This is a genomic window from Rufibacter sp. JT3400010 (assembly GCF_054956755.1).
The window spans coordinates 108621-122819 of sequence record NZ_JBUDXA010000008.1 but is presented as its reverse complement, the minus strand read 5'-3'; the positions used below and the strand labels follow the sequence as shown (position 1 = coordinate 122819).

Sequence of the window (14199 nt, the reverse complement as noted above, 5' to 3'; positions counted from 1 at the left end):
GATTGCGAAACCGAATCTGGGCAGGCTAGGAAGGTTCTTGGTTTTGTGCAACGTAGGTTTCCTTTCAGGGCTGTCTTGAGAAAAGAAGGCCGGAAATGGAAAATCAAGGAATAAACTTTATATTAACTCTTGAAAAGAAAATTTTCCATAATGAAGAAGCCAAGGTTGTTTATAGGTTGCTCAGTCGAAAGTTTAAGTATCGCTGATGCAATCAATGAGAATATGGATCATACTCTGGAAGTAACAATTTGGCGAAACGGTACTTTTGCTTTATCAAACAACACAATCGATGATTTAGTCAAAATGGCTAGTTCTGTTGATTTTGCAGTTTTTATATTCTCTCCTGATGATCTGTTGACGATCAGAGAGGAGCAAAAAAAGGTCGTAAGAGATAATGTAATCTTTGAGCTTGGGCTATTTATTGGGAAAATAGGGAAGGAAAGATGCTATATCGTCAAGCCTAGAGGAGTAGACTTGTACCTGCCCACAGATTTATTGGGGATGACAACTGCTGATTATGAACCAAACAGATCGGATAAAGATCTTACATCTGCTTTAAATTTAGCCTGCACTAAAATAAAGAGAGAAGTTGAAAAGCATGGTTTGATAGACGAAACTAAAATATTCCAAACTAATCAACCTTCTAATATTTCTGTATCGAACGAGTTGATTGAGTTAGATCTTCGATTGCTTTCTCAATTGATTTCCACATATACTGAATCTCCAAATGGTTGGCCGCTCTGGAGTATAAAAGAAAAGCTAGGAATCACTGACAACCGAGTTGATGTAAGTGCTATAAAATTAGTGCGTTTGGGTTTAGTGGAGAGAGAAAATGCATTGTATAATAATGATCCCGATCAGAGCTTTTATGCATATTCCATTACTAATACTGGAATAGACTTGCTACTAACACGAGAAAGCACGACAGTAGTCCCATTTGATGAAAATGATTTACCATTTTAATCTTTTTTAAGACTAAAATTCTTAGATATTACCTGAACGGCCACTTCACCAGACTCACCTGCCCCATAGCGTCTTTCTCGTACTTGGCCAAGCAATTCTCCTGAAACTGCGGGTCAAAGTTTTGTGCACCCGGTGAGACTGCCGTTGGTGCGGGTTGGCCTTGCAGGAAGAAGTAGACTTTGGTGGTGCCGTACTTGGTGTGGGGCATATAGTCGCCGTATTGCTGTATCTGGTCCCAGAGCGTGTCTGAGACGGTGACCGCGTAAATGCGATGGATAGGGCCGGTGTTGTTCTCGTTGCGGTAGAGGGCCACTTCGGTGAAGCCGCCTTTTAAATCCTGCACGCCCGGCTGGGTAAACGCATCTTTGACAAACCAGATGATGAGCGCCGCGAAAACGGCCATTAGGATATATTTCACTTTCTTTCCAGACATCACAGATCCTTTGTTGGTTGAGGAGCCAAACTTACGCAGGCTTGTCCATAACTCAAGTAAAAACTACGCGGCTGGTTTAGAAGCTTCTTTTCAGAAAACGGCTTAGAACTAGATTTTTGTAGGAAAGAAGGCGCATCTTAGGGCTACAGGATAACATTTTTTTTAGGATTCAGTAAATGCTATACCTGCTGTCTCTTACTAATGGTCGGGGTTGCGGCGGTAACCAGGAACACAGCAGAAATTGGCCTGTTGCAGGCAAGCATCTTTCTACTTTTCAGCACTTAAGAATATTATGGAATTGGACGATATGGCCCCCGAGGTGGCCCAGGAATTTTACCCGCAGGCGTTGAAGATGCTGCATGAGAGCGGGTTGCCCTTTATGATGGGTGGCGGCTTTGCGCTGCGCCAGTACACCGGAATGCAGCGCGCCATGAAAGACATGGATGTGTTCTGCACCGCCGGCGACTGCCCCAGGTTATTGAAGCTGTTTTCAGACGAAGGGTTTGAGACCGAGCTGGTAGATGCCCGCTGGCTGGCCAAAGCTTTCAAAGACGGCAAGTACGTTGATTTCATTTTCAACAACCCCGGCAGTTTTACCCCGGTGAACGACAACTGGTATCGGCACGCCACAGAGGGCACTGAGTTCGGGGTACCCGTGAAGTATATCTCGGCCGAGGATCTGTTCAAGTGCAAAATCTACGTGCAGAACCGGGAGCGGTACGACGGCTCAGACCTGAACCACCTCATTCTGCGGTACGGTGATAAAATGAACTGGCGACGTGTTTTTGAGACCCTGGAGCACCATTGGCACCTCCTGCTGGCCCAGTTTATGTCTTTTCAGTTTGTGTACCCGTCTGAGCGCGACATTATTCCCAGAGACATTTTTGATGAGCTGCTGTTACGCGCCAAAGAACAGTTTGACATGCCGCCGCCTACGGAGAAAGTATGCCGTGGTTTGCTGTTCGACCAAACGCAATATGCCCCGGCCGTGACCGAGTGGGGCTTCAAGGCCATTACCAGCGTGACCATATAGCAGATACTAGATGTTAGATAATAGATGCTTGACTTTCAGCGAGGAAGCGGAGAAGGTAAATAGATTTTAAACCAACATCCAATCTTCGCACGTATTCTATGACTCAAACAAGAGGTCTAACATCTAAAGCCCAGCGTCCAAAATCTAAACAAGCATGGAACAACAATCGCACCCACACGTCACGCCCCAGCCCGTTCAGCCCTTACAACCTACCGCTCCTCAGCCCGCCGATTTGCCCGCCGTAGTAGAGGAACCAAAGAAGCCGGTGCGCATTGCTGCCGTGGGCGATATTCACGTGCGCGAGACAGACAAAGGAAAGTGGGTAGATTTCTTTAAAGCCGCCTCAGAACAAGCCGATATTCTGCTGCTCTGCGGCGACCTCACTGATCATGGGTACTGCAAAGAAGCTGAGGTACTGGCCGAGGAGATGCGTGCCTGCACCATTCCCGTGGTCTGCGTATTGGGCAACCACGACCATGACAAAGACGAGCACGAACAAATCAGAGCCTGCCTGGTGCGCGACAACGTGCATTTCTTGGACGGCGATGCGGTAGTAATCAAAAACGTAGGTTTTGCGGGCGTGAAGGGTTTTGGCGGTGGTTTTGACAAATACATGCTGTCTATGTTTGGTGAGGTCAGCAACAAAGCCTTTGTGCAGGAAGCCGTAGACGAAGCCCTGAAGCTGGAAGCCGGTCTTTCCCGCCTGGATACCGAGCACCCAGACGTAAAGAAAATAGCGGTGCTGCATTATTCACCCATCAAAGCCACGGTAGAAGGAGAGCCCGAGGCCATTCACCCGTTCCTGGGCTGTTCCCGTCTGGCAGAGCCTTTGAACCGGCAAAACGTATTGGCCTGTTTTCATGGTCACGCCCACATAGGTACCTTAGAAGGACAGACCTCAAAGGGAGTAAAAGTCTTCAACGTAGCCAAACCCATCCTCCAGAAGGCCGGTTTTGCCATGCCGTTCTTTTTGTTTGATGTGTAGATAAATAAGAAGTCCTAAACGCTGGCAAAAACTCTCCATACTTCAGACACCCCTCCCAAAGTAGGAGGGGTGTTTTGCTTATTACAGAAGAGAAATGTAGGGGGAGTCCCTGGTAGTTGCCCTTTAGGCGCTCAACGTAATAGGGAAATCACAAGGGATAGCCCCTGACAACTGTTAGCCTTTTTTATCTGAAAGCCCTACCTTTGCTTATCTCAGTTTAGAACTTAATTCTATAAACAATATGTCCAACGGATTTTTCAATGTCCCCATTCCGGTGAACGAGCCCGTGAAAAGCTACGCGCCCGGCAGCAAAGAAAGAGAAGAACTACTCAATACCTATAAGGCGCTACGCGAGCAGCAGTTGGATATTCCCATGTACATTGGGGGCGAGGAAGTGCGCACCGGGAACCTCATGCCCGTGACCCCTCCGCATGACCACAAACGGGTGATTGGAAATTACCACTACGGAGATGCCAGTCACGTTCGGCAAGCCATTGACGCGGCGCTTTCGGCCCGTGAGCAATGGGCTAACATGCCTTGGGAAAGCCGCGCCGCCATCTTCCTGAAAGCCGCTGATCTGTTGGCCGGACCCTTCCGGGCCCGTATGAACGCCGCAACCATGCTGGGCCAGTCTAAAAACGCTTTTCAGGCCGAAATTGATGCCGCCTGCGAGATGATTGACTTCTTCCGGTTCAACGTGAAGTACTTGACAGATGTCTACAAAATGCAGCCGGAGTCACTGCCGGGCATGTGGAACCGTCTGGAACACCGTCCGTTGGAAGGTTTCGTGTTCGCACTTACACCGTTCAACTTTACCTCTATTGCTGCTAACCTGTGCGCCGCTCCGGCCATGATGGGCAACGTGGTGGTTTGGAAACCGGCCAACACCCAGGTGTATTCGGCCAACGTGATTATGGAACTGTTCAAGGCGGCTGGTCTGCCAGACGGTGTCATCAACTTAGTATATGTAGACGGCCCAGAGGCGGGTGATGTGATTTTCCGTCATCGTCAGTTTGCGGGTATTCACTTTACCGGCAGCACCGGCGTATTCAACCACATCTGGAAAACCATTGGCGAGCACATCAACACTTACCGGGGCTATCCACGCATTGTGGGCGAAACCGGCGGGAAAGACTTTATTGTGGCGCACAAATCCGCGAACGCGAAAGAAGTAGCCACCGCCATTACCCGCGGCGCATTTGAGTACCAGGGCCAGAAATGTTCGGCTGCTTCGCGCGCCTATATTCCAAGCAACATCTGGGACGAGGTGAAAGCCCAGGTAGTGGAAGACCTGAAATCCTTTAAAATGGGTGACCCCGAAGATTTCGGGAATTTCATTAACGCTGTGATTGACGAGAAATCTTTTGACAAGCTGGCCCGCTACATTGATGCCGCTAAGAAAGACGACTCAGTAGAGATTATTGCCGGAGGTAACCATGACAAGAGCGTGGGCTACTTCATTGAGCCTACTATTATTGTGGCGCAAGATCCGCAGTACGTGACCATGTGCGAAGAACTCTTCGGGCCGGTATTGACGCTGCACGTGTATGACGCTGATAAGTTTGAGGAAACCTTGCAGATTGTAGATGAAACTTCGCCGTATGGCTTAACCGGAGCTATCTTCGCCAACGACCGTTACGCAATTGAACTGGCGACCAAAAAACTGACCCACTCGGCTGGTAACTTCTACATCAACGACAAACCCACCGGAGCCGTGGTAGGGCAGCAGCCGTTTGGTGGTTCGCGCTCGTCTGGTACCAATGACAAAGCCGGTTCTATGCTGAACCTGCTGCGCTGGACTAGTGCCCGCACCATCAAAGAAACTTTTGTGCCACCGGTAGATTACCGCTACCCGTTTTTACAGAGCGATAACCAATAAACGGTAAGCGTTTTTCAAATCAATTTCCTGAAAACAGCCCCGAAGCGGATTTCCGTTTTGGGGCTGTTTTGTTTAAAGCAATTCAGAAATAAGCCAGTTCCGATTCTGTCATCTATGGCGCGGAAGTTACTTCCGTGACTTACAGCAGTTTCAAAAGTCACGGAAGTAACTTCCGCGCCATAGAGGAGGGTTTTGTAGAATCAATCACAAAACATCCTATCTTTTGCCATCCTGAAAGGATCTTGTGGGCAAACTAGAAAGGTTGAAGAGAAGCACCATTACCGTTCGCTGCCAAGATCTTTCCAAGATGACAAAAGGAGGGAGGCTTGCCGAAATCTTCCTTTCCTTCTGTTAACTTGGGCATAGATATCACCCAAAACTACAAAGCCATGAAAATTCCCGTTCCGGTTACGCTGTTAGGTAAACACGTAAAACTTAGGCCCCTGCAAGCCAGTGATGTTCCGGAACTGAGCAGAATTGGGTTGGTGGAGGATCTTTGGCGGTTGGGCATGAACCTGCTGCGTACGGAAGAAGACATGGCCGCGTACGTGCAGACCGCCCTTAAAGCACAGGAAGCCGGAACAGCCTTGCCGTTTGTGCACGAGCATCCGCAGACCGGAGAACTCATGGGCAGTACCCGCTTCGGGAACATTGACGTCCCCAACAGAGGCTTGGAGATTGGCTGGACCTGGATTGCACCGGTGTGGCAACGTACCGGCGTGAACACTGAAGCCAAGTACCTGATGCTGCGGCATGCTTTTGAGGAACTGGGCTGCATTAGAGTCACCTTGAAAACCGATGTGCTGAACCACCGCTCCCACCAAGCCATGCTCCGGATTGGGGCTAAAGAGGAAGGCATTCTGCGAAACCACCTGATTACGGCGGAAGGCCGCGTGCGCGATTCTGTGATGCTGAGTATTCTAGACCGGGAATGGCCTGAGGTGAAGAAACGGTTGGAGGCCATGTTGCAGCGGTACGCGTAAAGTAATCCTGACGGTTGTTTCTGCGTATGAAGGAGAAACATTTGTGCCATGAACCAGACCACACCACCCGTTACGCCCATTGATGACCGCCTGCGGTGGGTAGAGTCCATCTCCCGGTTGCTGGACAATCAGTTTCAGGTGCCGGGCACTAAATTCCGTTTCGGGCTAGACCCGATTATGGGCTTGCTGCCCGTAGTAGGCGATATTTCCTCGTTTGCCATGTCTGGCGTGCTGGTCATGACCATGGCCAAACATGGCGCCAGCCGGGCGTTGGTAGCCAGAATGCTGTTCAATATTTTCCTGGATGCCATTATTGGCAGTATCCCTATTGTAGGCTGGCTCTTCGACTTTGGATACAAAGCCAACCAACGCAACGTGAATCTGCTCAAGAAGCACTACCAGGAAGGCAAGTACCAGGGCAAAGGCACCGGCTTTATCATTGGGGTGCTCATCGCGTTTCTAATCCTGTTCGGGCTGCTACTCTACGGTCTCTGGAAAGTAGCTGAGTACCTGTGGCTATGGGCGTCTTCGGCGTGGTAGACTTTTAGAAAGAGTTTCATCAAGATAAAAGCCCAGTTTCAGACTTGTTTTGTTGAAAACAGGTCTGAAACCGGGCTTTACTGTTTTAGTTAAGAAAGGAATCTTACGCTAAATACAAGAATGAGCTTTGCAGTTGCTGGCGCGAGACTGCTGTCTCGTGACCGAGGATGAAGCGAGTCTCCAGACTCGCCGGGAACCAGCGGCAAGATTGGGTTATGATGGCAAGAAAAGGTTTTGAGATTGCGGACCTAAGCCAGCAAAAGTTGTTTTGAGGGTTTCGCCTCACGGAAGTTTCAAACTTCCGGATATTTTAGGTCCAAGTTGAAAACTTGAACCATGTTTACCAAGGAAAATCCTAGTTATGTTCCAGGGCCAGGTAGCGGTGGCGCACCAGCAGACAGGCCCCAATGACACCGGCCTGCTCGCCCAATTTAGAGACCTTCAGCTTGGTGTCATTGTTCACCAGACTCAGTGAATAGCGTTTAATGGCGCTCTTGATGGGGAGCAGGATGTAGTCTTCGGTGGAGGCCAGGCTGCCGCCCAAAACCACCAGTTCGGGGTTGAAGATGTTGATGAGCAGGGCAATGCCGCGGCCAATCTTGTCGCCTATTTTGGCAATCAGTTCAATGGCCAGCACATCATCTTTATGGGCGGCATTGATGATGTCGTCCAGGAGTAGATCTTCGGGTAAAATGTTGTTCTGGGAGACAATGGTAGAAGCACCGGCTTTCATGCTTTCCTTGAACATCTCTACCAAAGCCCAGCCCGAGGCTTCGGTCTCCAGACAGCCTTTCTTGCCGCATTTGCACATCTTCTCGTTCTGGAAAATAGGAATGTGCCCAAACTCACCGGAGTAGCCCGACTTGCCGTAAAACAATTGGTTGTTGATGATCATGCCCATGCCAATGCCGTAGTCCAAGTTCAGGAAAAGGACATCTTTCTCGTTGTCTACCACGCCCGAGCAGAATTCGCCATAGGCCATGGCCCGCGAATCATTCTCCAGAAACACCTTTATGCCAATCTCCTGCTCTATGACTTTGCTCAGCGGCGCGTCATGGAAATCGAACAAATTATAGTTGTAGCCTTTGGCGTAGTTGATACGGCCCGACAGGTTAATCCCAATGCCCAGAATCTTTTCCTTGGGAATAGGCAGCTCTGAGATGAAATTGTTGATGATGTGGCAGAGTTCATCCAGTGATTCTTTGTCATTGGACAATTTATAAGGGTAGCTCTCAAAATCGCTGATCAGGTTTTTCTGGAAATCAGTGAGGCCAATGTTGATGTGGTTGATTTTTACGTCAATTCCCAGAAAGAAGGCAGAATCTGGGGCCAAGCCGTAGACGTTGGGTTTTCGGCCGCCCGTGGAGTCTACTTTGCCGTGGTCTTGTACCAGCCCATCCTGAATCAGGTCGTTGAGCAGGCTCGTGATTTTGGGCACGCTCAAATTCAGTTCCTTGCCCAGTTCAGCAATGGTGGCGTTGCCTATGTTGGCAAAATAGGCGATGACTTTCTTTTTGAGGTTGACATTCTTGAACGCCACGCCGGTTGGGGAATCACCGTTTATTTCCTCAAAGAAAGTCTTTGTCATCTTGTATAAATTAGGGAGCTTATCAGCGGCGCTTACTCGGTTTTACTTACAAATTTAGCTTTTTCTGCAAAAGGAATTCCCCCTTTTGGCGGAATTCTTCTGTATCTACACCTAAAATCATTCCTCTAAAGCAAATAAGAGGATATTCCCGCAGGGCGGAAAGACGAGGTTCTACAATTTAGAAAACGTTCTCTGTTTACCAGCCTATTTCCCGAAAAAACATTGCAAAACCGCCCCTGCTTTGGAAACGAAGCGTACAGAAGGAACTCCTGATTTTCTGCCCAGCCTGCCCATTGCGGCTATTTTGGGGCTCATTTTCTGAATTAGTCCCGAAAATGCGTAGCTTCCTCCCATAATCCAGCGCCTGTATGTTGTATTTTCTGCTTAAGACCCTCTTTCAGATTGCCTTGCGCGTGTTCTTCCGGCGGTTCACGGTGAACAACCGGCACCTGCTGTTTTCTGACGGACCGCTCATAGTAGTTTCCAATCACCCCAACACGCTCATGGACCCCGTGGTCACGGCCTCGCTCATGAAGCAGAACATCTACTTTCTAGCCAAGAGCAGCTTCTTCAAACCGGGCATCCAAGGTTGGCTTTTCCATAGACTGTTCATGATACCTGTGTACCGCCGCGAAGACGTAGGCGACGGGGGCACCGCCCAAAACGATGCCACGTTTGCCAAGTGCTACGAATTCCTGGGCAAAGGCGGCACGCTTATGGTGTTCCCAGAGGGCAACAGCTTCATGCAGCGCCGCCTGCGTCCGCTCAAGACCGGCACCGCCCGCATTGGCCTGGGGGCCGAGGCCCAGCACAACTTCAACCTGGGTCTGCGCATCATTCCCGTGGGCGTCAACTACTCAGACCCGTCCCGGTTCCGGAGCGATGTGTTTGTGAACGTGGGCGAGCCCATCCATGTCAAAGATTTCCAAGCGGCGTACGCCGAAGACCCTTTCCAGGCCGCCCACGCCCTCACTGATCATCTGAAAGAACGCCTGGAAGCCTTGGTCATCCACACCGATACCGAGGAAGAAGACGTGCTCACCCGCCAGGTAGAAGCCGTGTACCAGGACAAACTGGTGAAAGAACTGGACCTAGCTCCGTCTGAACCGCAGGAACGTTTCTTAATCACCAAAGGCATTGTGCAAAGCATCAAATACTTTGAATCGCGGGAGCCAGAACGCATACACCACCTGCGCACCGAACTGCAGAATTACCTACAGCATTTGGAAAGCGTGGGTTTGGTGCCAGATGCTTTCAAACGGATTCCCCGGCGCCGCGAGGTGGCTTGGGGCACAGTGCAGACTGTTCTCTATCTGCTGGTAGGTTTCCCGTTCTACCTCTTCGGGGTGGTGCATAACTATCTGCCGTACCTCTTGCCCTCCAAAATTGCCCGGGCACTTACCAAAGACATTGAGTTTTACGCCCCCATCATGATGACCATTGGCATGTTCACGTTCCCCATTTTCTACGCGCTCATTGGCTGGGCCGTGCATGCGTGGTTCGGGTTGTCGGGCTGGACGCTGGTGGGCTATTTGGTGGCGCTGCCTGTAACCGGGTTCTTTGTGCTGCACTACTGGCACCGCATTCGGGTAGCCCGCCGTAACTGGATTTTCTTCTCGCTTTTCTCCAAGCGCACCACCGTGCTGCACAGCCTGCTGGAACAACGCAACCGGTTAATGGCTGCCCTGGAACAAGCCCGCCAGGAGTTTCTGGCCTCTTTCCCGGAAAACAGCCCTGAAACAAGGAGTGCCTGAACAAGTGGATAAAGTGTTTCTGTTCGTAAAGGGCAAGATGAACAATCCAGAGGAAGCACCTGTTGCGTAGGTATGGCAAAGGCAGGACAATCTGCTTTCTACTTGAATCTACCAACATGCGTTTTCTGTCCAGAGGGGTTTTCTTTTTTGCGGGTATCCTGATTCTGGGGGCGTGTTCCTCTGCAGAAACGGAAGAACCAGAGGACATGCCCACGCCTAAAGTTCCCACCTCACCCACAGCCAATGCGTCTTACTTGGCCCTAGGCGATTCGTATACCATTGGGCAAGGCGTTCCGGCTACGGAGCGTTGGCCGGTGCACCTGGCTTCTATGCTGGTGCCCGAAGGAATTACGGTAGGGGAGCCCCGCATCATTGCCCAGACCGGGTGGACTACCGCCGATCTGCTGCAACAAGTAAAATCTCAGAAGTTTGATGGGGGCTACAGCTTGGTGTCGCTCATGATTGGGGTGAACAACCAGTACCAGGGCCGCAGCCTGGAGGAATTCCGGATGCAGTTCAAGGAACTACTGACCCTCAGTACCATCATAGCCCGTAACGATGCGAAGAATGTAATCGTGCTTACTATTCCAGATTGGGGAGCCACCCCCTTCGGCGCGAGCCGGGACCAGGTTACTGTCAGTACCCAGATTAAAAGATTCAATGAGGTGATCAAAGCAGAGGCGCTGGCCGCCGGTATTACGGTGATTGACGTGTATGATTTGTCTTTAACAGTGAAAGAATCTCCGCAACTAGTGGCTTCAGACGGGTTGCACTACAGTGGCCTCATGCACCGGCAATGGGCGCAACGGGTTTTGCCGGAGGCCAAGAAGAAGTTGCTGGATTAAAATTTACTGAGCAACCTCACTTTTGGAACGGTATATGTAATACGGATTTCGCGGCATGGGCCGTTCTAATGTAACGTATGATATCCCGTATGGAAATGAAATTTAACGCAGTTGGTGCCCTGTTAGTGGCAGGGATCTTCACAATAGCTGGTACGCAGGTGCAAGCGCAGCGCAAAGCAGCAGATGTAAGCAAAGATACGACGCTGGCCATGGCGACTCCCGGCAAGGATGCTCCTGTTCGCCGCGAAACCTTGTCTGGCATTGACCTTTTCCCGCAGGACAAAAAAGGCGAAGTGTTTCTGCTCTCCTTTCAGCAAGACATGCCCGAACCGGGTGTGCTGGAACTCACCAATTACGCCGGAAAAGTGCTGTACACCCAACCAATTCCGGCCGGAGACCACACGCTGGCGGCGCCCATCAACATTGGGAAATTAGGAACTGGTACCTATCTGGTAGAAGTAAAAACGTCTAATACCGTGTACTGGAAAAAGATGCGCGTGCGGCGTAAATAGAGATAGTTTGAACTAAACAGAAAGGCCTGCGCTAAGGGAATCAGCGCAGGCCTTTCTGTTTATAAGCTGTTTTTCTGTTACCATCTGAATTTCACGACCACCAGTTCAGACTGGCCGTTGTCATTGTCGGCTACGCAGACGGCGGTAAGGTCGCTGCGGTCCTGGCCCGAGATGCAGATAGACTCAATTTTGCTTTTATAGAGGCTGCCGTCCTTCTCCGTGATGGGTACCACAACCTGGGGTTTGGCGGGTTGGGTGGTTTTATGCGGATGCGCCTGTAGCAAGCCTACCATACTGCCGTAGATTTCGCCGTCCAGCACGGCATTGGGGGTTTCCTCGGCCGAGGCCGTAAAGAGCATGCGGCCTCCTAAGGCGGTGGTCATGCCTGAGAAACCGGTTTTAATCTGCTCCAGATCTGGCAGAGCCCAGGCCTGAATCCCAGATGGTTTGGGGGCCGGACCTTTTCCCTGCAAGAAAGGTGTAATGGAATCCATGGTGTAGGTGATGAGCACGTTTTGTCCGCCCGGCGCGAACCGCTGTAGCAGGTACAGGTATTCTTCATCGGCCGCCAGGCCTTCAATGTTCAGGGCCGCCTGCCCGGTCACCGATTTATCTGCGCGCAGGTGGTCATACAGTGGTTTCAGGTTGATGACGATAGGACTGTTCAGACCGGTTCGGGTTACCGGAACCAGAAACCCGGTGTTGCGGGGTTCGGTGGCCCCGGAACCAATAATGAACAGGTACGGCTGACCTCCCTTCAGGGTGAGTTGGGTGATGGCTTCCAGGTCGGGTTTCACCGGTTTAGGGATACGTCCGTCTACCGCAGCATTCGTTTCAAACAAGGGTATTTTTTTAACTAGCTTGAAGTTCTTGTCCAAAGTGAACAGGTAAGGCGAATCATCCCCGATCACGTAATAACGGTCGCCCACCCGTTCAATGCCTGAGGCCGAAGGAATTCCCTCCAGCACTATTTTCTGCCGGATGATGGCGGTAGGTTTAGCGGAAGACTCTGTGTCTGACTGGCAACCGGCGGCGAAAAGAGACATAACAAGGCAGGTGCAATAAGGTAAGAGCCGTACTAGAATTTTCATGGGGGATGTATAATCTATGAGCGTGTTTAAACTTTGTCTTTCGTGCTGCAAACGACCATAGCAAGAACCTGCGTTCGCGCTTTTATCACCTTCGTAGCGCTGCTATGAGGCTCTAAAAACCACTTCCGCAGAACCTCGCTTTTGCCAGTTGAGCTTACGAATCCAAAATTTAAACATGCTCTAAGTCAGCGTTCTAAAACCAAGGTTGGCTGGCGGAGGTAGTTTCTATAAACGTTAGATTACGTTTTGGACCTGATTTTTGTAAACGGAGGTTAAAACGGCACTACACCAATGCCAACTCTTCCAGCACCTGACGCGCACGCAGGCAACTGGCTTCCTTGTCCTTGATTTCCAACATGATGTCTACGTCTAATCCGTTTAAATGGGTGAGAAACTCCCGAAACAAATCGGTTTCAATGCTGGTGATGTGCTTGCCTTTGCGGTCGCCGGGGCTTTGGGAACTGTAGTCCATCATGAGCACGCCGTCTTTTTCTGGATGCCACGTACCGGCGGCCAGTTGCAGCGCCTCTTCCATGGGCTCGCCGTGGTTCAGGCACTCGTGGTGGAAATTGTCAAACAGGATAGGAATACCGGTCTCGGCGTTCAGTTCCAAGCAATCTCTGAGACTGTACAACCGGTCATCGTTCTCCACCACCAGCCGTGCCTTCACGTTCTGGGGCAAGGTGTGGTACGTCTGGATAAAGCGCTTGAGGGCACTGGGTTTGTCGCCGTACACGCCACCGGCATGAATCTGGAGTTTAGCCGTAGAGTCCAGGCCCATCAAATCCATGACCGTGGCCTGGTACACCAGCTCCGCGATGCTGTTGCGCACAATGCGTTCATCTGGCGAGTTGAGCACCACAAACTGGTCTGGGTGCATGGAGATGCGCATGTTATGTTTCTTGACGAAATCGCCCAGGCGCCGGAACGTCATCTGGAAATGCTGCTGCCAGTTGTAGGTATTGATTTCATGCGAGGCGAAGGGCACCAACTCAGAACTCATCCTGAAGAACAGGAAGCCGTGCTCCAGGTTGTACTCCAGAATGCGACGCAGGCACCCCAGGTTTTTCTCCACGGTCTGCACCAGCCGTTCCTCATTATAAGACGCCAACCGGAACGTGGTCGCCGAGGTGCAGTCCAACGTTTCATTCACGCAAGGGTATCCAATCTTCATGTTATGGGGGTTTTGGTACTATAAACCGGTGCCCGATGCACATGTTTATGGATAAGTAAACGAAGGGAGGGCGGGAGTGTTTTCAGAAGTTCGGCCCAACAGACGCAACATTCTCCCGCAACGTGTTTGGAACAAGCTGATCTAAGGCTGTTTTTCCAAAAAGAGGACCTAACCGTTTTTCTATAAAATGGAGTTGCCGCTGGCGCGAGCGTCCCGCTCGTGTCCGCACGTATTCCTGATCTTTTTTTGTCATCCTGAAAGGATCTTATGCGCAAACAGTAGTAGCGTTTCTCTAAGGCCTTTCTAGTTCGCCCACAAGATCTTTCCAAGATGACAGGGGTATTATGGATCGAATATCCTTTGGAATGCGTGCGGACACGAGCGGGACGCTCGCGCCAGCGAATCTATCCAACTCAGGA

The 14199-nt window shown here is 50.6% G+C and carries 13 protein-coding genes; 9 read left to right on the top strand and 4 right to left on the bottom strand.

What is annotated here, in order from left to right; translation table 11 throughout:
* Positions 1-129: 129 nt before the first annotated feature.
* Positions 130-963 (top strand): TIR domain-containing protein, encoded by an 834-nt coding sequence (locus tag ACY0JR_RS10420; protein WP_462634003.1) that lies wholly within the window; start codon positions 130-132, stop codon positions 961-963.
* 28 nt (positions 964-991) lie between these two features.
* On the opposite strand, the gene ACY0JR_RS10415 is transcribed toward ACY0JR_RS10420, so the two are convergent.
* A complete protein-coding gene (locus ACY0JR_RS10415) occupies positions 992-1396 on the bottom strand; it encodes a hypothetical protein (RefSeq protein WP_462634001.1) in 405 nt (134 codons plus the stop codon).
* Between the two features lie 292 nt (positions 1397-1688).
* Here ACY0JR_RS10415 and ACY0JR_RS10410 point away from each other — a divergent pair, with 292 nt between their 5' ends.
* The 5 genes from ACY0JR_RS10410 (at position 1689) to ACY0JR_RS10390 (ending at position 6816) form a co-directional block, all read left to right on the top strand.
* The gene (locus tag ACY0JR_RS10410) at positions 1689-2429 is read left to right on the top strand and encodes a nucleotidyltransferase (RefSeq protein WP_462634000.1); all 741 of its coding nucleotides are present in this window, start codon (positions 1689-1691) and stop codon (positions 2427-2429) included.
* Between the two features lie 154 nt (positions 2430-2583).
* Complete coding sequence (locus ACY0JR_RS10405) at positions 2584-3414, top strand: metallophosphoesterase family protein (RefSeq protein ID WP_462633998.1); 831 nt, start codon at positions 2584-2586, stop codon at positions 3412-3414.
* 241 nt (positions 3415-3655) lie between these two features.
* A complete protein-coding gene (gene pruA / locus ACY0JR_RS10400; protein WP_462633996.1) occupies positions 3656-5293 on the top strand; it encodes an L-glutamate gamma-semialdehyde dehydrogenase in 1638 nt (545 codons plus the stop codon).
* Positions 5294-5682: 389 nt separating this feature from the next.
* Positions 5683-6276 carry a GNAT family N-acetyltransferase gene (locus tag ACY0JR_RS10395; protein ID WP_462633995.1) on the top strand — a complete coding sequence of 198 codons (594 nt, stop codon included), beginning with the start codon at positions 5683-5685 and terminating at the stop codon, positions 6274-6276.
* Between the two features lie 48 nt (positions 6277-6324).
* Positions 6325-6816, top strand: a complete 492-nt coding sequence (locus tag ACY0JR_RS10390) for a DUF4112 domain-containing protein (RefSeq protein WP_462633994.1) — start codon at positions 6325-6327, stop codon at positions 6814-6816.
* A gap of 355 nt (positions 6817-7171) precedes the next feature.
* Here the strand turns inward: ACY0JR_RS10390 and ACY0JR_RS10385 are convergent, their stop codons facing one another.
* Complete coding sequence (locus ACY0JR_RS10385) at positions 7172-8404, bottom strand: ROK family transcriptional regulator (protein WP_462633993.1); 1233 nt, start codon at positions 8402-8404, stop codon at positions 7172-7174.
* Between the two features lie 368 nt (positions 8405-8772).
* Between ACY0JR_RS10385 and ACY0JR_RS10380 the strand changes: the two genes are divergently transcribed.
* From ACY0JR_RS10380 to ACY0JR_RS10370, 3 genes are all read left to right on the top strand, one after another.
* Positions 8773-10158, top strand: coding sequence for a lysophospholipid acyltransferase family protein (locus ACY0JR_RS10380; protein ID WP_462633992.1), 1386 nt, complete (start codon positions 8773-8775; stop codon positions 10156-10158).
* 116 nt (positions 10159-10274) lie between these two features.
* Positions 10275-11003, top strand: a complete 729-nt coding sequence (locus ACY0JR_RS10375) for an SGNH/GDSL hydrolase family protein (RefSeq protein WP_462633991.1) — start codon at positions 10275-10277, stop codon at positions 11001-11003.
* A gap of 95 nt (positions 11004-11098) precedes the next feature.
* Complete coding sequence (locus tag ACY0JR_RS10370; protein WP_462633990.1) at positions 11099-11515, top strand: T9SS type A sorting domain-containing protein; 417 nt, start codon at positions 11099-11101, stop codon at positions 11513-11515.
* 77 nt (positions 11516-11592) lie between these two features.
* On the opposite strand, the gene ACY0JR_RS10365 is transcribed toward ACY0JR_RS10370, so the two are convergent.
* Both ACY0JR_RS10365 and uvsE read right to left on the bottom strand, forming a co-directional pair.
* Positions 11593-12561: a DUF6929 family protein gene (locus tag ACY0JR_RS10365; protein ID WP_462633989.1), complete on the bottom strand. Its 969-nt coding sequence runs from the start codon at positions 12559-12561 to the stop codon at positions 11593-11595.
* A 328-nt stretch (positions 12562-12889) separates the two neighbouring features.
* Positions 12890-13780, bottom strand: coding sequence for a UV DNA damage repair endonuclease UvsE (gene uvsE, locus ACY0JR_RS10360; RefSeq protein ID WP_462633987.1), 891 nt, complete (start codon positions 13778-13780; stop codon positions 12890-12892).
* Between the last annotated feature and the right edge of the window lie 419 nt (positions 13781-14199).